The sequence below is a fragment of the Bordetella bronchiseptica genome (genome assembly GCF_900636925.1).
Classification (GTDB): domain Bacteria; phylum Pseudomonadota; class Gammaproteobacteria; order Burkholderiales; family Burkholderiaceae_B; genus Bordetella; species Bordetella pertussis.
In genome coordinates this window covers 2153502-2172955 of record NZ_LR134326.1, presented here as the reverse complement: position 1 = coordinate 2172955, position 19454 = coordinate 2153502, and the positions used below count along the sequence as shown (strand labels likewise).

Genomic DNA, 19454 nt, shown 5'->3' with positions numbered 1-19454 from the left:
CGTCGGGATCCTGGTGCCTGTCCCCGCGGGGACAGGCACCCCGGGAGTCGGCGGGTGCCAGTCCCCTGGCGGGGACAGGCACCCGGGTTAGAAGAAGCCCAGGGCCTTGGCGCTGTAGCTCACCAGCAGGCACTTGGTCTGCTGGTAATTCGACAGCGCCGCCTTGTGCGTCTCGCGCCCGATGCCGGACTGCTTGTAGCCGCCGAAGGCGGCATGCGCCGGATACAGGTGATAGCAATTGGTCCACACCCGGCCGGCCTCGATGCCGCGGCCCACGCGGTAGGCCCGCGCGCCGTCGCGGCTCCAGACGCCCGCGCCCAGGCCGTAGAACGTGTCGTTGGCCATGGCGATGGCCTCCTCCTCGTCCTTGAAGGTGGCCACCGCCGCGACCGGCCCGAAGATTTCCTCCTGGAAGATGCGCATGCTGTTCTTGCCCAGCAGCATGGTCGGCTGGACATAGAAACCCTGGTCCAGCCCGCCCGGCAGCATGTCGTTGCGCGCGCCGCCGGTCAGGCATTGCGCGCCCTCCTGGCGGCCGATATCGATATAGGACAGGATCTTGTCCATCTGCACCTGCGAGACCTGCGCGCCCACCATGGTGCCGGCATCGAGCGGATGGCCGGTCTTGATGGACTGCACCCGCGCGATGGCCTTCTCGATGAAGCGCTCGTAGATCGACTCCTGGATCAGGATGCGCGACGGGCAGGTGCAGACCTCGCCCTGGTTGAGCGCGAACATGGCCAGCCCCTCGAGCGCCTTGTCCAGGAACTCGTCGTCGTGGTCCATCACGTCGTCGAAGAAGATGTTGGGGCTCTTGCCGCCCAGCTCCACCGTGGCGGGGATCAGGTTGTCGGCCGCCGCGTGCAGGATGTGCTTGCCCACCGGCGTCGACCCGGTGAAGGCGATCTTGGCGATGCGCTTGCTGGTGGCCAGCGCCTGGCCGGCCTCCTTGCCATAGCCGTTGACCACGTTGAGCACGCCCGGCGGCAGCAGGTCGCCGATCAGTTCGGCCAGCACCAGGATCGAGGCCGGCGTCTGTTCGGCCGGCTTGAGCACCACCACGCAGCCCGCCGCCAGCGCCGGCGCCAGCTTCCAGGCCGCCATCAGCAGCGGGAAGTTCCAGGGAATGATCTGCCCCACCACGCCGATGGGTTCGTGGAAGTGGTAGGCCACGGTGTTGGCGTCGATCTCCGAGATGGCGCCCTCCTGCGCCCGGATGCAGCCCGCGAAATAGCGGAAATGGTCGATCGCCAGCGGCAGGTCGGCCGCGGTGGTCTCGCGCAGCGGCTTGCCGTTGTCGATCGACTCGGCCACCGCCAGCATCGGCAACTGTCCCTCGATGCGGTCGGCGATGCGCAGCAGGATGTTGGCCCGCTCGGCGGGCGAGGTGCGCGCCCACGCGGCGCGCGCGCGATGCGCCGCGTCCAGCGCCAGTTCGATGTCGGCCGCGCCCGAGCGCGGCACGCGGCAAAACGGCTGGCCGGTAATGGGCGACAGATTGTCGAAGTACTCCGCGCCTACCGGAGGCACCCATTGGCCGCCGATGTAGTTCTCGTACTGTTCCTTGAACGGGTAGGCCACATCCAGGCCCAATTTTTTCAGGTCGGATAGATCCATGGCTTGTCTCCTGATGTCGTTGTGGCGCCGTGACGATTGCTTGCCGTCGCGCGGCGGGCGCATGGGGCGCCGTTCAGGCTCATGCAAACGCCGTGCCAGCCCGCGGCGACGAGCTGTTACCTCTGGACGGCCAGCGCGCACGCGCTTTTCATGCATAATTTCCCTATAAAAAACAGCGGTCTGTCGCATCTTGCGACAGGCCGGCGTTGCCGGCGGCGACATCGCGTCGCGGCGCGCGACACGCAAGGAGACACCGCATGCCCGGCTACCAGCTTTCCGCATCCGGCCAGCACCTGCCGTCCACGCAGGCCGCCGCTCCCATCGTGCGCTCCTGGGAGCGCTGCGCCAGCGCCACCGCCGACCTGCACGACGACCCCGTCGCCCTGCGTCACGGCGACCTGCAGGAACGCCTCGAGCAGCACGCCTGCGTGCTGCGCGCCGCCCAGCCCGAAATCGAAACCCTGGCCGGCATGGTGGCCAGCGCCTCCAGCCTGGTGCTGCTGGCCGACGCCAGCGGCGTGATCCTGCAGGCAAGCGGCAATACCGGTTTCCTGCAGCGCGCCGACCACGTGGCGCTGCGGCCCGGGGTCAGCTGGGCCGAAAACCATCGCGGCACCAACGCCATCGGCACGGCGCTGATCGAAGCCGCCGCGCTGCGCGTGCACGGCGCCGAACACTTCCTGCGGCGCAACCAGATCCTCAGTTGCCACGCGGCGCCGATCCGTTCGCCGCGCGGCGACATCCTCGGCGTGCTGGATATCTCGGGCGACGCCGGGCGCATGCACGCCTATGCGCTGAGCCTGGCCAGCATGTGCGCGCGCCAGGTTGCCAACCGCGTCATCGAGCAGGCCGGCGAGCGCTGCCTGTACCTGGTCTTCCACAAGCAGGCCTCGCTGCTCGATTCGGTCGAACGCGGGCTGCTGCTGATCGAGGACGAACGCATCGTCGGCGCCAACGATGCCGCCGTCGCGCTGCTGGGCGCCACCTGGCCCGCGCTGCTGGACCAGCCGCTGGACGGCTGGCTGGTCGATTGGCGCGCCGTCGCGCGCACGCCCGGCCGCGTCCATACGCCGCAAGGCGCTCCCTTCCATGCCGTGCTGCGCCAGGGCGGGCATGCGCGCTCGCTGCCCGCGCCCCCACGCCCGCCGCGCGCCGTGCCGGCGCAGGCGCCCGAGGAAACGCTGCCGGCGCTGGCGCCGGCGCTGCAGGCCGGCTTCGAACGCGCCCGGCGCGCGCTCGACGGCGGCCTGTCGGTGCTGCTGCAAGGCGAAACCGGCGCCGGCAAGGAAGTCTACGCACAGCACCTGTACCGCCGCAGCATCTGGCGCGACGGTCCGTTCGTCGCGGTCAATTGCGGCGCCCTGCCCGAAAGCCTGATCGAGGCCGAACTGTTCGGCTACGAGCCGGGCGCCTATACCGGCGCGCGGCGGCTGGGCGCGCGCGGCCGGCTGCGCGAAGCCGACGGCGGCGTGCTGTTCCTGGACGAAATCGGCGACATGCCGCTGGCCCTGCAGACCCGCCTGCTGCGCGCCCTGCAGGAGCGCATGGTGCAGCCGCTGGGCGCCGACAAGGCGGTGCCGGTCAACTTCGGCCTGGTCAGCGCCACCCACCGCGACCTGGACGCCATGATCGCCGCCGGCGAGTTCCGCGCCGACCTCTATTACCGCCTGCACGACTATGCGGTCCCCTTGCCGCGGCTGCGCGAGCGCGACGACCTGCGCCCCTTTATCTGCGCCGCCTTGCGCGCGCTGGACGACACGCCCGCCGGCCTGACGCTGGCCGACGACGCCCTCGACGCGCTGGCCGCCTATGCGTGGCCGGGCAACTACCGGCAGCTGCGCTCGGTGCTGCGCACGCTGGCGCTGTTCCATCCGCCCGGCAGCCTGATCCATCGCCACCACCTGCCCGCCGCCATCGCCGCGCCCGCCGTCCACGCGGCCGACGGCGCCGCGCCGCGCCCGGGCGTGGCGGCCCCGCCCGCGGCGCCCGCCTCGCTGCGCGACGCCAGCCTGCACCGGATCGACCAGGCCCTGGCCCGCCACGGCGGCAATATCGCCGGGGCCGCGCACGAACTCGGCATCCATCGCAGCACGCTGTACCGGCACCTGGCGCGCCAGCGCGGCTAGCGCCGGCCTGCTACGCTTGGGGCTTGCCCGCGGGGAGTCACCATGAAACAGCATCGCTTCGGCGCCACCGACCGCATGGTCGCGGCCATCGGCCAGGGCACCTGGAACCTCGACAACAGCGCGCGCGCCAGCGCGGTCGATGCCCTGCGCAACGGGCTGGACCTGGGCATGGCCCACATCGATACCGCCGAGATGTATGGCGCGGGCGCGGCCGAACGCCTGGTGGGCGAGGCCATCGCGGGCCGCCGCGACCAGGTTTTCCTGGTGTCCAAGGTGCTACCGGAAAACGCCTCGCGCGCCGGCACGCGCGCGGCCTGCGAACGCTCGCTGCGCCGCCTGGGCACCGACCATCTCGATTGCTACCTGCTGCACTGGCGCGGCGCCCATCCGCTGGAAGAAACCTTCGCGGCATTCGACGCGCTGCAGCGCGAAGGCAAGATCCGCAGCTACGGGGTCAGCAATTTCGACGTCGACGACCTGCAGGAAACCCTGGACATCGTCGGCCCCGGCAAGCTGGCCTGCAACCAGGTGCTCTACCACCTGCGCGAGCGCGCCATCGAGCATGCGGTCATGCCTTGGTGCGCGGCGCATGGCGTGGCCGTGGTGGCCTACAGCCCGTTCGGCCACGACGACTTCCCGGCGCCAGCCAGCGCCGGCGGGCGCGTGCTGGCGCGCATCGCGCAGGCCCACGGCGCGACGCCGCGCCAGATCGCGCTGGCCTTTCTCACCCGCCAGCCCGGCGTGTTCGCGATTCCCAAGGCGGCCGACCCGGCCCACGTGGCGGCCAACGCCGCCGCCGGCCGCCTGGCGCTGAGCGAACAGGACTGCGCCGACCTGGACGCCGCGTTCGAGCGCGGCCCCCGCCCGGCCAGCCTGCCGATGATCTGATCAGCCCTGCGCGGGCTGCACCGCCTGCAGATGGTTGGAGAAGCCCGTCTCGGTCTCGCAGCGCCAGCTCGCCCACAGCTTGCCGGCCTTGCCGGCGTCGAGCTCGAAGGCCAGCCAGTTGCGCGCCGGCATCACATAGCGATTGTGGCCAGGAAACAGCATCATCTCCACGCTCAGGTTCACGTCGATGGGCTGCGCCTGGGCCGCCGTGCCGTTGAGCATGAACAGGAACAGGCGCTCGGCCACGCCGAGCAGCGACGGGTGCACCACCGCCGACGAGGTGAACTGCTGGATCTGCGCCCAGTTCGACGTGGGCGGGATGTCGCGCCGGTAGGCATTGCCCCACGCCGCCACGTGCACGTCGCCCGAGGCGATCGACACGCGCAGCAGCTTCTCGTTGGCGACCTGCATCAGCGTCTCCAGCAGGCGCTTGCGTTCGCCCTCGTGGTCGTCGTGCGACCAATGATCTTTCAGGTCGTCGGCATTGCTGTCGAGCACATGGTCCTGGCCAAAGGTGTCGAGCAGGCCTTCGGCCAGCGACAGCTTGGGATGCGCCACCGGCACCGAGGACATGAAGATCAGATGCCGGCAGCCGCCCGTGGCCGAAGCCGGCCGGTTGCCCTTGAGCCCATGCAGCCAGCCCTGCAGCGCGGTCCACGCCTGCGTGCCCAGGATCTGCGTGCGCGATCGCTCGGTGCGCAGGTCGGCGGCCACCAGCGCCAGCGGCCCCAGCCGATAGGCCGAGGTGAAGCCGGGCTGGCCGTCGAGCAGCGGCAGCGCCAGCCGGTCGCGCTTGAGCTGGCGGCTCCAGGCGATGCCCTCGTACTGCGGATCCTGCGGCAGCACATTGGCGCGCGCGATCGCCTGCAGGGGCGGCAGGTCGGCCAGCGCGTGCTGCATCTGGAAGACCCAGAAGGCGCGCCGCGCATGCCTGAACAGGGTCTGGAACAGTTCGCAGCGCTGCATGGCCGGGCTGTACGAACCCCAGCCGTCGAAGATGTCGTGGTCGTCCCACATCATGATGGTGGGCACGCGGGCCATGGCGTCGGCGGCGTCCAGGCTGGGCTGCGCGCCCGCCCATGGCGCGCGCGACGGCGGCAGCCAGCGGCGGCTGTACAGGCCGAAGTAGTACGCCTCGATCTCGTCTTCCAGCGCCTGGCTGACCTTGAATTCCAGCTGCTGCGCGCGCGCCAGGCCCACCCACTGCTTGAGCGCCGCGATGTCCTCCCAGATCGAATCGAAATAGATCTGGTCGCCGCCCATCAGCAGCAGGTGGAAGCGCTGCAGGCCTTCGTCATGGGTACGCGTTTCGTGCCACAACTGTTCCTTGTCCAGCAGATAGTCCGCCGGCCGCAAGTCGCGATCGTGGTTGCACAGCAGGTCCGCCCATACGGCGTTTTCCGGGCGCACCAGCTTGCGCATGCCGCTGGGGTCGGAAAAGCCGTTGCACGACACATAGGCCAGGCGCGGCGCGGCGCCCTTCGCGGGCACGGTGAAATGCCAGGCCGGTCCGCCCCTGGGGCCGAACTCGACCTTGCGCTCGCGCGCCTGCATGTCGCAGCTGAGGTCGTAGCGCAGGAAGGTTTCGCGCGCGGTCTGGTGCAGCACCACGGGCGCGGCACAGGCCCGCCCTTCCACGCGCAGCGCGGGCGCCTTCGCGGTGCGCGGGACGCCGATCAGCGCGCTCACGCGCCACTGGCGCGCGCCTCCCACGCCGCGAAACGACAAGACGGGCCCGACGGTGTACGCCTCTTTTGCCATAGTCCCCTCCAGGCGGCCGCCCGGAGCGGGGCCGCGGTGGCGTCAATGTAGCAGAGGCGTCAGCGGCGCGGCGCGGCGGCGCTGACCGCGTCCAGGCCGGCCAGCGCGAAGCGCTTGAGATGCTCGGCCAGGTCGGCCGCCGGCTGCGCCAGCACCTGCTGCGGCGGGCTGGGCGCATTGCGGTCGACCACCATCAGCATCATGCATGGCGCCACGATGCTCACGGCGCAACGCGCCAGCGCCGGATCGCCCGGCGCAAAGCCCGTGATGTCGCCCAGGATGCCCGCCACCAGCCGGAACTTGGGCAGCACCTCTTCGTCGATCAGCGCGGCGAAATGCGCCGACGGCGCCAGCACCTCGCGCGCGCAGACCCGCGTGTGCCAGTCCTGCTCCCACAACCCCGCCACCATGCCGTCGATGAAGGCGCACAGTTTCTCGCGCGGCGACAGATCGCTTTGCGTCAGCGCCGTCAAGGTATCAAGATTGATGAAATGCTTGTGCCCCTCGACCAGCACCGCGCGGTACAGGCCGTCGCGGCTGCCGAAGTGGTAGTTGATCGCCGCCAGGTCGGCGCCGGCGGCCGCGCAAATGGCCTTGCTGGCCACGCCCGCATAGCCGTACTGGCCGAACAGCTGGCCGGCTGCCTCGAGGATCCTGGCGCGGGTGCTGGCCCCGTCGGCCCGCAGCGAACGGCGCGGTCTGGTCATGGTGATCGGTGTGGCGGTGCATTGAAAGAACGGCCTAGTGTCACCCGAAATTACTTCAAATTCAATTTTAATTTAATGTATAGTCGGCCCATCGACCCCTCCGGTGCGAGCGCCGACCATGAAGAAACCCCTGATTGCAGCGGCGGCGGCCATCGCGCTGGCGATAGCCGGCGCGGCATGGTGGCTGACCCGCGCGCAACCCCCGGACGACATCCTCACCCTGTACGGCAATGTCGATATCCGCCAGGTGGCGCTGGCCTTCGACAACAGCGAACGCATCGCCGACATGCAGGTCGAGGAAGGCGACCGCGTGCGCGCCGGCCAGGTCCTGGCGCGCCAGGAAACCCGCACCCTGCAACTCGAGGCCGAACGGGCCCAGGCGCGCGCCAGCGCGCAGGAACAAGCCCTGCTGCGCCTGCGCAACGGCTCGCGCCCCCAGGAGATCGCCCAGGCGCGGGCGCGCGCCGACGCGGCGACGGCCGACGCCGCCCTCGCGCAGCAGGACCTGCAACGTCTGCAGGGCACCGCCCGCGCCACCGATGGACGCGCCGTCAGCCGGCAGGACATCGACCGCGCCGCGGCGCGCCTGCGGGTAGCGCGCGCCCAGGCCGAAACCCAGGCCAAGGCGCTGCAGCTGGCCCTGCTGGGGCCGCGCGACGAAGACATCGCCGAAGCGGCGGCGCAGTGGCAGGCCAGCCTGGCCGAACTGGCCCTGCTGCGGCACCGGCTGGCCCAGGCCGAACTGAAAGCGCCCACCGACGCCGTCGTGCGCGCGCGCCTGCTCGAGCCCGGCGACATGGCCTCGCCGCAGCGCCCCGTCTATACGCTGGCGCTGACCGAGCCCAAGTGGGTGCGCGCCTACCTGTCCGAACCCGACCTGGGGCGCGTGCGGCCGGGCATGCGGGCCCGGGTCTACACCGACAGCCAGCCCGACCGCGCCATCGACGGCCAGGTGGGCTATATCTCGTCGGTGGCCGAGTTCACGCCCAAGACCGTGCAGACCGAAACCCTGCGCACCAGCCTGGTGTATGAAATCCGCATCCGCGTCGACGACCCGCAGGACCGGCTGCGCCTGGGCATGCCGGCCACCGTGCGGCTGGACCTGGCCGATGCGGCGGAGCCCGGCGCATGAACGAGGCGCCCGTCATCGAGGCGCGGGACCTGGCCAAGCGCTTTGGCCAGACGCTCGCGCTCGATGCGCTGACGCTGTCGGTCGCGCGCGGCCGGCTGACCGCGCTGGTCGGGCCCGACGGAGCGGGCAAGACCACCTTGCTGCGGCTGATCGCGGGCCTGATGCGGCCCGACGCCGGCACGCTGCGCGTGCTGGGCATCGATGCCGTCCAATCGCCCCAGGCGGTGCAGGACCGCATCAGCTACATGCCGCAACGCTTCGGCCTGTACGAAGACCTCAGCGTGCAGGAAAACCTCGACCTGTACGCCGACCTGCACGGCGTGCCCGCGCGCGAGCGCCGCGAACGCTACGCGCGCCTGCTGGCCATGACCGACCTGGCGCGCTTTACCGAGCGGCCGGCCGGCAAGCTGTCGGGCGGCATGAAGCAGAAGCTGGGGCTGGCCTGCACCCTGGTGCGCTCGCCCGACCTGCTGCTGCTGGACGAACCGACCGTGGGCGTGGATCCGCTGTCGCGCCGCGAGCTGTGGCAGATCGTCCAGCAACTGGTCGAGCAAACGCGGCTCAGCGTGCTGGTCAGCACCGCCTACCTCGACGAAGCGCAGCATTGCGCGCAAGTCCACGTGCTGTACCGCGGCACGCTGCTCGCGCAGGGCGCGCCGCAGGCCTTGCGCGAGCCGGCCCAGGGCCTGTGCTTTCTCGCCGCGCCGCCGGCAGGCGTGCCGGCGCGCACCTTGCAGGCGCGCCTGCTCGACGACAGCGCGCAGATCATCGACGCCGTGCCCGAGGGCGGCGCGGTGCGCTACATCCAGCGCCCCGACGCCGACCCGGCACGCCTGCGCGCCCTGCTCGGCGGCGCGCAGGCCCACGCCACGCCGGCGCGCCTGGAAGACGGCGTGCAGATGCTGCTGCGCGCGCGCCTGGCGGCCGACGCGCCCGCGGCCACGGCCGCGCCGCGCCCGGTCCCGCCGGCGCCGCGCGCCAGCGACGCCCCGGACGCGGCCCAGCCCGCCATCGAAGTCCATGACCTGGTGCGCAAGTTCGGCGCGTTCACCGCCGTGGCCAGCACCTCGTTCAGCGTGCGCCGCGGCGAGATCTTCGGCCTGCTCGGCCCCAACGGCGCCGGCAAGACCACCACGTTCCGCATGCTGTGCGGCCTGCTGCCGGCCAGCAGCGGCCAGCTGCGGGTGGCCGGCGTGAACCTGCGCAACGCGCCGGCGCGGGCGCGGCGCCACATCGGCTATGTATCGCAGAAGTTCGCCCTGTACGGCAACCTGACGGTGGCCGAGAACCTCGCCTTCTTCGGCGGCGTCTACGGGCTGGGCGGCGCGGCGCTGCGCCGGCGCATCGACGCCGTGCTGGACGAGTTCGGCCTGCGCGGCCATGCCCAGGCGCGCAGCAGCGAGCTGCCCGGCGGCTACCAGCAACGCCTGGCCATGGCCACCGGCCTGCTGCACGAACCCGAGATCCTGTTCCTGGACGAACCCACCAGCGGCATCGACCCGCTGGCGCGGCGCGCGTTCTGGCGCCGCATCACCGCGCTGGCCCTGGACGGCACCACCATCATCGTCACCACGCACTTCATGGAGGAGGCCGAATACTGCGACCGCATCGCCATCCAGGACGCCGGCCGGCTGCTGGCGCTGGGCACGCCCGACGCGGTGCGCCGCCAGGCGGGCAATGCCGGCGACATGAACACGGCCTTCATCGGCATCGTCGAACAGGCGCGCGCCCGCCAGGGCCGGGAGACGCGGCCATGAGCCCGCGCGCAGGCGCCGGCGGTTTCTGGCCCCGGCTGGCCAGCCTCGTGCGCAAGGAGTTCCGCCAGTTGCTGCGCGACCGCAGCAACCTGGCCATTGGCCTGGTCCTGCCCATCCTGCTGATCCTGATTTTCGGCTACGGGCTGTCGCTGGACCTGCGCAACGCGCCGATCGCGGTCGTGCTGGAAGACCGCTCGCCCCAGGCGCGCGACGCGCTGGCCGGCCTGGCCGGCTCGGACTACCTGGCGCCGGTCTGGCTGGCCGATATGCATAGCGCCGAAACGCTGATGCGCCGGCACGAGGTCGAGGGCATCGTGCGCGTGCCCGCCGACTTCGCGCGCCGGCTGGCTGCCGGCGACGCGCAGGTGCAGTTGCTGCTGCATGGCGCCGACGCCAACAGCGCCGCCGCCCTGGCGCGCTACGTCGACGGCGCGCTCGGGCACGCAGCGCGCCTGCGCGCCGACCGCGCCGGCCACGCCGCGCCGCCGCCCGGCGTGACCATGGTCGAGCGGCTGTGGTTCAACGCCGCCAACACCAGCACCTGGTACCTGGTGCCCGGCCTGATCGCGCTCATCATGACCCTGGTCGGCGCCTTCCTGACGGCGCTGGTGGTGGCGCGCGAATGGGAGCGCGGCACCCTGGAGGCGCTGTTCGTCACGCCCGTGCGCCCCACCGAAATCCTGCTGGCCAAGATGATCCCCTACTTCGTCGTCGGCATGCTGGGACTGGGGCTGTGCCTGGCCGCGGCGCGCCTGCTGTTCCACGTGCCGCTGCAGGGTTCGCTGGCGGTGCTGCTGCTCAGCGCCATGCTCTACCTGGTCGTGGCGCTGGGCATCGGCCTGCTGATCTCGGCCACGACGCGCAACCAGTTCCTGGCCAGCCAGGTCGCCGTGCTCAGCAGCTTCCTGCCGGCGCTGATGCTGTCGGGCTTTTTGTTCGACCTGCGCAACGTGCCGGCGGCAATCCGCTTCGTGGGCTCGCTGCTGCCCGCCACCTACTTCATGGAGCTGGTGAAGACTGCGTTCCTGGCCGGCGACAACTGGCCCCTGATCGCCCGCAACTGCGCCATCCTGGCCGTCTACGCCGTGGCGCTGCTGGCCCTGGCGCGCCGCCTGACGCGCAAATCCCTGGACTGACACGCCATGCTCGCCCGCCTGTCCGCCATGCTGCGCCGCATCGCCTTCCTGTGCCGCAAGGAGACGCTGGCCATCGTCAAGGATCCGGCCAACCGCGTCATCCTGATCGCCCCCGTGCTGCTGCAAAGCCTGCTGTTCGGCTATGGCGCCACCTACGACCTCAACCATGTGCCCTACGCGCTGCTCGACCAGAGCCGCGGCGCCGGCGCGGTCGAGCTGGCCGCGCGCATCGACGGCTCCGGCGTATTCCAGCGCGTGGCGACCCTGCGCGCGCCGGCCGACATCGCCCGCGTCATCGACGGCGGCCAGGCGCTGCTGGTGATCCACCTGGCCGCCGACTTCGACCGGCGCCTGGCGGCCGGCCAGGACGCGCCCATGCAGGTCGTGCTCGATGGCCGCAACTCCACCACCGCCGGCATGGCCGCCGGCCATCTCGCAACGCTGGTGGCCGGCTACAACGCCGCCCTGCCGGGCGTGGGCGCGCCGCCGGTGCGCGTGAGCACGCGCGCCTGGTTCAACCCCAACCTGGAAACCCGCTGGAACATCATGCCCGGGCTGATCGCCACGCTCAGCATGATCCAGACTCTCATGCTGGCCGCGCTTTCGGTGGCGCGCGAGCGTGAGCAAGGCACCTTCGACCAGTTGCTGGTCACCCCGCTCAACCCGCTGGAGATCCTGGTCGGCAAGGCCGTGCCCGCCATCCTGATCGGCCTGGCGCAATCGACCCTGATCCTGCTGGTGACGCGCTATTGGTTCGCCATTCCCCTGGCCGGCTCGCCCGCCACGCTTTACCTGGGGCTGCTGCTGTTCACCACCGCCAGCGTGGGCATCGGCCTGTCGATCTCGGCGCTGTCGGCCAATATGCAGCAGGCCATGGTCTATACCTTCGTCCTGATGATGCCGCTGATCCTGCTGTCCGGCCTGATCACGCCGGTAGGCAACATGCCCGAGGCGCTGCAGGCCGCGACCTGGGCCAACCCGCTGCGCTTCGCCGTCGACCTGGTGCGCCGCGTCTACCTGGAAGGCGCCGGCGTACGCGATGTGGCCATCGACTTCCTGCCCATGCTGGCCGTCGCCGCCGTCACGCTGCCGCTGGCCGCGTGGCTGTTTCGCAACCGTCTCGTCTGAACCCGCCCCACGCCATGCACGCCCGCCTGCCCCTGTCCGCACTCTGCATCGCGCTGGCCTGCGCGTTGGCGGCCTGCGCCGTCGGCCCCGACTACCAGGCGCCCACCCCCGCCGCCCCGGCCGACTGGACGTCGTGGCACGGCGGCCCGCCCGAACTGGCGGGCCACGCCGGCGCGGCCGGCGCGCCGGCCGCGCAATGGTGGCGCAGCTTCGGCGACCCGGCGCTGGACCGCCTGCAGGCGCGCGCGCTGGCCGCCAGCCCCGACCTGCAAAGCGCAGCCTTGCGCTACGCCCAGGCGCGCACGCAACGCCGGACAGTGGCCGCGCAGCGCGGCCCGCAGGTCGACGCGGCGGCGGCCGTCACGCGCCAGCGCCAGAGCGAAGACGCCGCCGCCAACCGCATTCTCGACGCCATCGCGCCGGCCAATCGCCAGGCCGTCACCGAACTGCTCAGCGACCCCTACACCCTGTACCAGGCCGGCTTCGACGCCTCCTGGGAACTGGATCTGTGGGGCCGCGTGCGGCGCGCCGTCGAGGCCGCCGACGCCGACGTGGCGGCCTCGGCCGCGCTGTACGACGCGGCGCGGCTCAGCCTGGTCAGCGAGGTGGCGCGCAACTACTTCGAATTGCGCACCGCGCAGCATCAGGCGCGGCTGCTGCGCCAGGACATCGCGGCGCTGCAAGAACAACTGTCGCTCATCCAGGCGCGAGCGCGCGGCGGGCTGGCCGCCGATCTCGACGTGGCGCGCCAGCGCACGCAACTGGCCGGCCTGCAGGCCCAGTTGCCGCGCTGGCTGGAGCAGCAGGCCCAGGCCGGCAACCGCCTGGGCCTGCTGCTCGGCGCGCGGCCCGGCGAACTGGGCGACGAGCTGGCCGCGCCCGAAGGCGACGGCCCGGCGCGGCCGCTGCCCGACTACGCGCTGGGGCTGCCGTCCGAACTGGCGCGCCGCCGCCCGGACATCCGCGCCGCCGAAGCGCGCCTGCACCAGGCCACCGCCCGCATCGGCCTGGCCCAGGCCGACCTCTACCCCAGCATCCGCCTGGGCGCGCGGTTCGGCTACGAATCGTACGAGAGCGGCAAGTTCGGCGACTGGGGCAGCCGCACCTGGTCCATCGGGCCGTCGCTGGACCTGCCCATCTTCGACAGCGGCCGCCGCCGCAGCGTGGTCACGCTGCGCGAACTGCAGCAGCAGGAGGCCGCCGTCGCCTACCAGCAGACCGTGCTGCGGGCCTGGCATGAAGTCGACGACGCACTCAGCGGCTATCGCGCCGAACAGCTGCAATATGCGCGCCTGCGGGAAAAGGCCGAGAGCGCCGCGCAGGCCCGCGCATGGGCGCAGGCGCGCTATCTCGGCGGCCTGACCGACTACCTGGCCGTCCTGGACGCGCAACGCGAAGACCTGCAGGCGCGCCGCGACCTCACGGCCAGCGACGGGCGCCTGCGCACCCGCCTGGTCGTGCTCTACAAGGCCCTGGCCGGCGGCGCCGAGACGCAGCCCTAGCCGCCGCGGCTACGGCCGCGCGCGCGCCAGGATTTCCCGGCGCAGCGTTTCGAGAATGCGGCAGAACACCGTGGCGGGCAGCGAGGTATGCGGGGCCTCCGGCTTGCCGGTATCGTGCACCAGGGTCATGCCCTCGGTCGCCCGCAAGGTGCGGCGCAAGCCCTCGCATTGCTTGATGCGGGCGCGGATGGCCCGCTCGATCAACTGGTGGTGTTCGGCCGAGCCGTACCGAATGCGCGCGCCGCCCCAATAGGCCCCGCTGCGGTCCGCCGTGTCGCCCAGGTGCTTGGCGTCCCAGCCGCTGGACAGGAACGCAGTGGCGCGGCGCGGATCGTCCTCGCGGAACTTGATCCCCTGGATGAACCCTTCCACCGAGGCGAACAGCTCGCCATCGAGCACGAACGGCGACAGGGGGAAATTCGACAGCGCCAGGCCGCGCCAATCGTCGGACGTACTGGAGATGTTCAGGCGAGATGCGGAGTTCATGGCACGCTTCCTTCTAGTGTCGCTGACGGCGGCCCCGATGATACCCCGTACCCTGCGCGGCGGGTCACGCAGCGCCGACGCGGGTGGTATGATGGATCCAAAATAATATCCACGCCGTTTCACCCCCCGCAGCCGCCCGCCGGGCCGCGCGCGGTGTGTATGATCGGCCCCCATCCTCGACGGCCATCCGGCCGCGCGGCTCTTCCAGGTTGACCAGGCATGACCGACGCTAATGCAGGACCCTTGACGCTGACCGCCGATGGCGTGACCGACGAGTTGCGCGCCCTGATCCTCGACGGCTCGCTGGGCATCGGCGTGCAGCTCAAGCAGGAGGTGCTGGCCAAGCGCTTCGGCGTCAGCCGCATACCGGTGCGCGAGGCGCTCAAGCGGCTGGAAGCCGAGGGACTGGTCACGCACGCGCCGCACCAGGGCTCGGTGGTCGCGTCGCGCTCGGTCCAGGAACTGCTGGAAACGCTCGACATCCGGGTGGGGCTGGAATCGCGCGCGCTGGTGCTGGCCATTCCGCACATGACGCCCGCGGTCTTCAAGGAAGCCGAGACCATCATCGCGCGCTACGACGCCAGCGAATTCCCGCGCGAATGGAGCGAGCTGAACCTCGAATTCCATATGTGCCTGTACCGCCCCAGCGGGCGGCTGCGCCTGCTCAAGACCATCGAGAACCTGGTGCGCGGCATCGATATCCATCTGCGTGCGCACCAGTCCTATGCCGTGGGCCGCAAGTCGCCCCAGAACGAGCACCGCGCCATCCTGGACGCATGCATCGCCGGCAAGGCCAAGCGCGCGCGCGACCTGCTCGAAGCGCACATCGAGCACACGCAGGACGTGCTGCGCAAGGAACATGGCCTGATCTGAGGCAGCGCCGCCCGCCTAGGGCCGCGCCAGCTCGCGCGAGCGCGCCTGCGCCTGCCGCACCGCATCGCGCACCAGCGTGCGCAGCGCCCCCGCCTGCTCGAACACTTCGATCGCCGCATGGGTGGTGCCGTGGGGCGAGGTCACCTCGCGGCGCAGCGCGGCGAAATCGGCGCCTTCCTCGCACTGCAGGCTGGCCGCGCCCAGCGCCGTGCGGGCCGCCAGGCTGCGCGCCAGCGCGGCCGGCAGGCCCAGCTGCTCGCCCGCCTGCGCCAGCGCCTCGCTGAACAGATGGTAGTAGGCCGGACCGCTGCCGCTCAACGCCGTCACGGCGTGCAGCTGATCTTCCGTATCGACCCAGAACGCCGCGCCCACGGCCTCGAACAGGCGGCCGATCGCGGCGCGCTGCGCGGGCGCGACATCGTCGCCGCCGTACAGCCCGGTGCAGCCTTGCCCCGCCATGACCGGCGTATTGGGCATGGCCCGCGCCACCGGCCGCGGCGGCTGCAGCGCCTGCCGCAATGCGCCGGCCGGCACGCCGGCCATGATGGACACCAGGCAGGCGCGCGCCAGCCGCGCCGGCGGCACGGGGCGCAAGGCCTGCTGCGCCATGGCCGGCTTCACCGCCAGCACCACCAGGTCGTAGGCCTGCTCCGGCAATTCGTCCGCCCCGCGCACCAGGCGCGCCCGCAGGCCGGCGCCATCGCGCCCCGGATCGACCGCGTCTATCCCTGCCAGCAAACCGGCGCGCAGCCAGGCTTCGCCCAGCGCCGCGCCCATCCGGCCGTAACCCAGAAACAATGCCTGCCTCATCCTCGCGCTCCCTGTCCGGCCGCATCAGGGTTTCCCGCAACACCGCGGCCCCGCCAGCCATGATTTAATTGGATCCAATAAAGGATACATTCTCGCCAACATTGGAATCGGGTGCAAGCCATGAATCAGCCGCAGGTCCAGCAGTACGACATCGTCATCATCGGCGGGGGCATCATCGGCTCCAGCGTGGCCTACCACGTGCTGGCGCGCGACCCGGCCGCGCGGGTCTGCGTCGTGGAGCCGGATCCGAGCTACGAGTTCGCCTCGGCGCTGCGTTCATCGGGCGGCTGCCGGGTGCAGTTCACCTGCCCCGAGAACATCGCCATGTCGCTCTACAGCCTGGACGTCATCAAGAACTTCGAGAACACCATGGCCGCCAATGGCCGGCCCGCGCCGGTCGACTGGGTGCAAGGCGGCTACCTGTTCCTCGTGCCGCCCGAGCGCGTCGCCATGCTCGAGCGCAACGTGGCGCGGCAGCAGGCCATGGGCTGCCAGGTCGACCTGCTTACCCCCGCCGAACTGAAGGCGCGCTTTCCCTCCATCCATGTCGACGACCTGGGCGCTGGCGCGCATACGCCGCAAGACGGCTGGTGCGATCCCAACGGCCTGCTGTGGGGCTTTCGGCGCAAGGCCGTCGAACTGGGCGCGGTGTATCTCAAGGACCGTGTCGTGGCCGCCGACGTCACGCCCGCCCGCGCGCGCCGCGTCACGCTGGAAAGCGGCGCGCAGCTGGACGCCGAAGCCTTCGTCAACGCCGCCGGCGCCTGGTCGGGCCAGGTCGCCGAGCTGTTCGGCATGCACCTGCCGGTCGTGCCGATGCGCCGCTTCGAACACTACTTCACGTGCGGCAACCCGATCGAACCCCTGCCCTACGTGAAGGATCTCAGCCGCCTGGCGTTCCGCTCCGAAGGCCGGGGCTTTTCCGGCGGCCTGGTCAACGGCGACGAAAGCCGGGGCTTCAACTTCGATGTCGATCACGACTATTTCGAGAACGTCGTCTGGCCGGCCGTGGCGCATCGCTTCCCGCCGCTCGAAGCGGCCAAGTGCCACCGCACCTGGTCCGGCCTGTACGAACAGAACGAGCTCGACGGCAACCCGGTGATCGGTGCCTGGAACGCGCGCCTGAAGAATCTGTACACGGTGGCGGGTTTCTCCGGGCACGGCATGATGCACGCGCCCGCCGCCGGCCGCGGCATCGCCGAACTGCTGGTGCACGGCGCGTTCCAGAGCCTCGACCTGTCGAAGCTGGGCTACGAACGCGTGCAGGCCAACCAGCCCTACCGCGAAGAAGGCATTCTCTGAGGGCTGCGACCATGACGATCTCCCCCGCCGCATCGCACGACGAACTGGCCGGCCACCTGGCGCGCTGCTCCGACACGGGCGCGCCCTGCCGGCTGAGCGCCGATCAGCTGGCCGCGCTGCTGGCGCGGCTGTTCGAGCGCGCCGGCGCCAGCGCCGCGACCGCCGCCGTACTGGCGCAAACCTGCGCCCTGGCCGAACAGGACGAGGCCCGAAGCCACGGCCTGCATCGCGTGGCCGGCTATGTGGCCACCCTGGGCACCGACTGGGTCGACGGGCACGCCGAGCCGGCAGTCATCGACGCCAGCGGCGCGACCATCATCGTCGACGCGCGCAACGGCTTCGCCCAATGCGCCCTGCGCGCGGCGCGCCCGCTCATCGAGGAGCGCGTGCGCCAGCACGGCCTGGCCATGCTGCTGACGCGCAACTCGCACCACTTCGGCGCGCTGTGGCTGGACGTCGAGCCCTACGCGCGCCAGCAGTGGATCGCGCTGACCGCCGTCAACAGCATCAGCCACATGGCGCCGCATGGCGGCACCACCCCGCTGTACGGCACCAATCCCATGGCCTTCGCCTGCCCGCGCGCCGGCGCGGACCCGCTGGTATTCGACCAGGCCTCCAGCGTCATGGCCAAGGGCGATGTGCAACTGGCGGCCCAGCATGGCCACACGCTGCCGCCCGACGCGGGCGTGGACAGGCACGGACAACCCACGCGCGACCCGGCGGCCGTGCTCGACGGCGGCGCCCTGCTGCCGTTCGGCGGCCACAAGGGCTCGGCCATCGCCATGATGGTCGAGGTACTGGCTGCCGCGCTGACCGGCGGCAGCTTTTCCTGGGAAGTCGATCGCAGCGCCCACCCCACCGCCCAGACCTCGCGCACCGGCCAGTTCTTCCTGTGCATCGACCCGGCGCGCTCGGCCGGCCACGGCTTCGCGGCGCGCATCGACCAGCTGGCGCAGGCGTTGTTGCGCAGCGGCCAGCAGCGCTTGCCCGGCGAGCGGCGCTACGCGGCGCGCAGGCTGGCCGCGCAACACGGCATCGCCATCGACCCGGCCGCACTGCTCGCGCTGCTGCGGCTGGCCTAGACACCCGTTCGACCCACTCTCTCCAAGGAGACGCCATGCAACCCCGACTCACCGCGCTGCACAGCGCCCTGGCGGCGCTGGCGCTATGCTTGCCGGCCGGCCAGGCGCACGCGCAAGCCGACGCCGCATATCCGGCGCGCCCCATCACCCTCATCGTGCCGTTCTCGGCCGGCGGCGGCAGCGACGTCGTCGCGCGCATCCTCGCCACCGGCCTGGGCAGCCAGCTCAAGCAGACCGTCATCGTCGAGAACCGCACCGGCGCCGCCGGCAATATCGGCGCCGAGGCCGTGGCCCGCGCCAGGCCGGACGGCTACACCCTGCTGTTCGGCAGCATGGGCGTGATGAGCGTCAACAGCCACCTGTACCGCAACATGCCGTTGCAGCCCGAACGCGATCTCGCGCCGGTGGGACGCATCTACGACACGCCGCATGTCATCGTGGTGGGCCAGCAGTCCACGCTCAAGAGCCTGCCGCAACTGATAGAACAGGCCAAGGCCCGGCCCGACGCGCTGACGTACGCGTCGGCGGGCAACGGCACCTCCACGCACCTGGTCGGCGCCCTGTTCATGCACGAGACCGGCACCCGGCTGATGCACGTCCCGTACAAGGGCAATGCGCCGGCCCTCAACGACACCATGGCCGGCCACGTGGACATGATGTTCGACCAGGCCACCAACTCCACCGGCCAGATCCAGGCCGCGCGCCTGCGCGCGCTGGCGGCCACCTCCCATGCGCGGATTCCGGACCTGCCCGATGTGCCCACGGTGGCCGAACTGGGCTATCCCGAGCTGGAGGTCACTTCGTGGACGGTGCTCGCCGCGCCCAAGGCCACCCCGGCCGCCACCATGGCCACCTTGAGCGCAGCGCTGAAGAAAACCCTGGCCGACCCCGCCATCAAGGAAAAAATCCGCCAGACCGGCGGGGTGATCAATTACCAGGACCTTCCGTCCACCACCGAATTCGTCAACCGCGAAACCGCGCGCTGGGGCGCCCTGATCCAGTCGGCCGGCATCACGGCCAACTGAGCGCCAGGACCCACCGGCCACCCAGGCAGGCGCGCAAGGCGCCCGCATAGCGGGCGATCTTGGCCGCCGCAAGACCCGGCATCCGGACCGGCGGACGCGACAGACCTGCGCCCTTGCCTGCC

Annotated in this window: 16 protein-coding genes and 1 pseudogene; 12 read left to right on the top strand and 5 right to left on the bottom strand. The window is 71.2% G+C overall.

The annotated features are described in order from the left end of the window. Positions 1-87: 87 nt before the first annotated feature. Positions 88-1617, bottom strand: a complete 1530-nt coding sequence (exaC, locus tag EL288_RS10065) for an acetaldehyde dehydrogenase ExaC (protein WP_010926498.1) — start codon at positions 1615-1617, stop codon at positions 88-90. Positions 1618-1874: 257 nt separating this feature from the next. Here exaC and EL288_RS10060 point away from each other — a divergent pair, with 257 nt between their 5' ends. Together EL288_RS10060 and EL288_RS10055 are read left to right on the top strand one after the other, a co-directional pair. Next, positions 1875-3743 carry a sigma-54-dependent Fis family transcriptional regulator gene (locus tag EL288_RS10060; RefSeq protein WP_033471441.1) on the top strand — a complete coding sequence of 623 codons (1869 nt, stop codon included), beginning with the start codon at positions 1875-1877 and terminating at the stop codon, positions 3741-3743. A 42-nt stretch (positions 3744-3785) separates the two neighbouring features. Then, on the top strand, positions 3786-4631 hold the full coding sequence (locus EL288_RS10055; protein ID WP_003812250.1) for an aldo/keto reductase: 846 nt from the start codon (positions 3786-3788) through the stop codon (positions 4629-4631). Here EL288_RS10055 and EL288_RS10050 read toward each other — a convergent pair whose 3' ends face one another. Further along, positions 4632-6392, bottom strand: a complete 1761-nt coding sequence (locus tag EL288_RS10050; RefSeq protein ID WP_003812251.1) for an alkaline phosphatase D family protein — start codon at positions 6390-6392, stop codon at positions 4632-4634. Positions 6393-6451: 59 nt separating this feature from the next. Then, positions 6452-7099, bottom strand: a complete 648-nt coding sequence (locus EL288_RS10045; RefSeq protein WP_003812253.1) for a CerR family C-terminal domain-containing protein — start codon at positions 7097-7099, stop codon at positions 6452-6454. Between the two features lie 118 nt (positions 7100-7217). On the opposite strand from EL288_RS10045, the gene EL288_RS10040 reads away from it, so the two are divergent. The 6 genes and pseudogenes from EL288_RS10040 (at position 7218) to EL288_RS10020 (ending at position 13754) form a co-directional block, all read left to right on the top strand. Continuing rightward, the gene (locus tag EL288_RS10040; RefSeq protein ID WP_003812256.1) at positions 7218-8231 is read left to right on the top strand and encodes an HlyD family efflux transporter periplasmic adaptor subunit; all 1014 of its coding nucleotides are present in this window, start codon (positions 7218-7220) and stop codon (positions 8229-8231) included. Between the two features lie 89 nt (positions 8232-8320). Beyond that, positions 8321-8662, top strand: a pseudogene (locus tag EL288_RS24590) (ATP-binding cassette domain-containing protein); the annotation flags it as partial. Beyond that, a complete protein-coding gene (locus EL288_RS10035; protein WP_408609327.1) occupies positions 8651-9988 on the top strand; it encodes an ATP-binding cassette domain-containing protein in 1338 nt (445 codons plus the stop codon). The pseudogene EL288_RS24590 and the gene EL288_RS10035, both read left to right, overlap by 12 nt. Then, complete coding sequence (locus tag EL288_RS10030) at positions 9985-11124, top strand: ABC transporter permease (RefSeq protein WP_003812264.1); 1140 nt, start codon at positions 9985-9987, stop codon at positions 11122-11124. The genes EL288_RS10035 and EL288_RS10030 overlap by 4 nt, the downstream gene beginning before the upstream one ends. A 6-nt stretch (positions 11125-11130) precedes the next feature. Further along, a complete protein-coding gene (locus EL288_RS10025; RefSeq protein ID WP_010926496.1) occupies positions 11131-12252 on the top strand; it encodes an ABC transporter permease in 1122 nt (373 codons plus the stop codon). 14 nt (positions 12253-12266) lie between these two features. Then, positions 12267-13754: an efflux transporter outer membrane subunit gene (locus EL288_RS10020; protein ID WP_003812268.1), complete on the top strand. Its 1488-nt coding sequence runs from the start codon at positions 12267-12269 to the stop codon at positions 13752-13754. 9 nt (positions 13755-13763) lie between these two features. On the opposite strand, the gene EL288_RS10015 is transcribed toward EL288_RS10020, so the two are convergent. Further along, positions 13764-14240, bottom strand: coding sequence for an NADAR family protein (locus EL288_RS10015; protein WP_003812270.1), 477 nt, complete (start codon positions 14238-14240; stop codon positions 13764-13766). Between the two features lie 219 nt (positions 14241-14459). On the opposite strand from EL288_RS10015, the gene EL288_RS10010 reads away from it, so the two are divergent. Beyond that, positions 14460-15113, top strand: a complete 654-nt coding sequence (locus tag EL288_RS10010; protein ID WP_033459744.1) for a GntR family transcriptional regulator — start codon at positions 14460-14462, stop codon at positions 15111-15113. Positions 15114-15128: 15 nt separating this feature from the next. Here EL288_RS10010 and proC read toward each other — a convergent pair whose 3' ends face one another. Beyond that, positions 15129-15923: a pyrroline-5-carboxylate reductase gene (proC, locus tag EL288_RS10005; RefSeq protein WP_010927974.1), complete on the bottom strand. Its 795-nt coding sequence runs from the start codon at positions 15921-15923 to the stop codon at positions 15129-15131. 111 nt (positions 15924-16034) lie between these two features. On the opposite strand from proC, the gene EL288_RS10000 reads away from it, so the two are divergent. The 3 genes from EL288_RS10000 to EL288_RS09990 are packed head-to-tail and all read left to right on the top strand — an operon-like array spanning position 16035 to position 19332. Beyond that, on the top strand, positions 16035-17225 hold the full coding sequence (locus EL288_RS10000) for an NAD(P)/FAD-dependent oxidoreductase (RefSeq protein ID WP_003812276.1): 1191 nt from the start codon (positions 16035-16037) through the stop codon (positions 17223-17225). A gap of 11 nt (positions 17226-17236) precedes the next feature. Beyond that, the gene (locus tag EL288_RS09995) at positions 17237-18307 is read left to right on the top strand and encodes an Ldh family oxidoreductase (RefSeq protein WP_033459746.1); all 1071 of its coding nucleotides are present in this window, start codon (positions 17237-17239) and stop codon (positions 18305-18307) included. 35 nt (positions 18308-18342) lie between these two features. Beyond that, entirely contained in the window at positions 18343-19332 is a 990-nt protein-coding gene (locus tag EL288_RS09990) for a Bug family tripartite tricarboxylate transporter substrate binding protein (protein ID WP_003812279.1), read from the top strand. Positions 19333-19454 lie beyond the last annotated feature (122 nt).

Excerpts from the sequence above, each read along its gene's own strand:
- exaC (WP_010926498.1), bottom strand. The coding sequence starts at position 1,617 with ATGGATCTATCCGACCTGAAAAAATTGGGCCTGGATGTGGCCTACCCG.
- EL288_RS10060 (WP_033471441.1), top strand. The coding sequence starts at position 1,875 with ATGCCCGGCTACCAGCTTTCCGCATCCGGCCAGCACCTGCCGTCCACG.
- EL288_RS10055 (WP_003812250.1), top strand. The coding sequence starts at position 3,786 with ATGAAACAGCATCGCTTCGGCGCCACCGACCGCATGGTCGCGGCCATC.
- EL288_RS10050 (WP_003812251.1), bottom strand. The coding sequence starts at position 6,392 with ATGGCAAAAGAGGCGTACACCGTCGGGCCCGTCTTGTCGTTTCGCGGC.
- EL288_RS10045 (WP_003812253.1), bottom strand. The coding sequence starts at position 7,099 with ATGACCAGACCGCGCCGTTCGCTGCGGGCCGACGGGGCCAGCACCCGC.
- EL288_RS10040 (WP_003812256.1), top strand. The coding sequence starts at position 7,218 with ATGAAGAAACCCCTGATTGCAGCGGCGGCGGCCATCGCGCTGGCGATA.
- EL288_RS10035 (WP_408609327.1), top strand. The coding sequence starts at position 8,651 with ATGAAGCAGAAGCTGGGGCTGGCCTGCACCCTGGTGCGCTCGCCCGAC.
- EL288_RS10030 (WP_003812264.1), top strand. The coding sequence starts at position 9,985 with ATGAGCCCGCGCGCAGGCGCCGGCGGTTTCTGGCCCCGGCTGGCCAGC.
- EL288_RS10025 (WP_010926496.1), top strand. The coding sequence starts at position 11,131 with ATGCTCGCCCGCCTGTCCGCCATGCTGCGCCGCATCGCCTTCCTGTGC.
- EL288_RS10020 (WP_003812268.1), top strand. The coding sequence starts at position 12,267 with ATGCACGCCCGCCTGCCCCTGTCCGCACTCTGCATCGCGCTGGCCTGC.
- EL288_RS10015 (WP_003812270.1), bottom strand. The coding sequence starts at position 14,240 with ATGAACTCCGCATCTCGCCTGAACATCTCCAGTACGTCCGACGATTGG.
- EL288_RS10010 (WP_033459744.1), top strand. The coding sequence starts at position 14,460 with ATGACCGACGCTAATGCAGGACCCTTGACGCTGACCGCCGATGGCGTG.
- proC (WP_010927974.1), bottom strand. The coding sequence starts at position 15,923 with ATGAGGCAGGCATTGTTTCTGGGTTACGGCCGGATGGGCGCGGCGCTG.
- EL288_RS09995 (WP_033459746.1), top strand. The coding sequence starts at position 17,237 with ATGACGATCTCCCCCGCCGCATCGCACGACGAACTGGCCGGCCACCTG.
- EL288_RS09990 (WP_003812279.1), top strand. The coding sequence starts at position 18,343 with ATGCAACCCCGACTCACCGCGCTGCACAGCGCCCTGGCGGCGCTGGCG.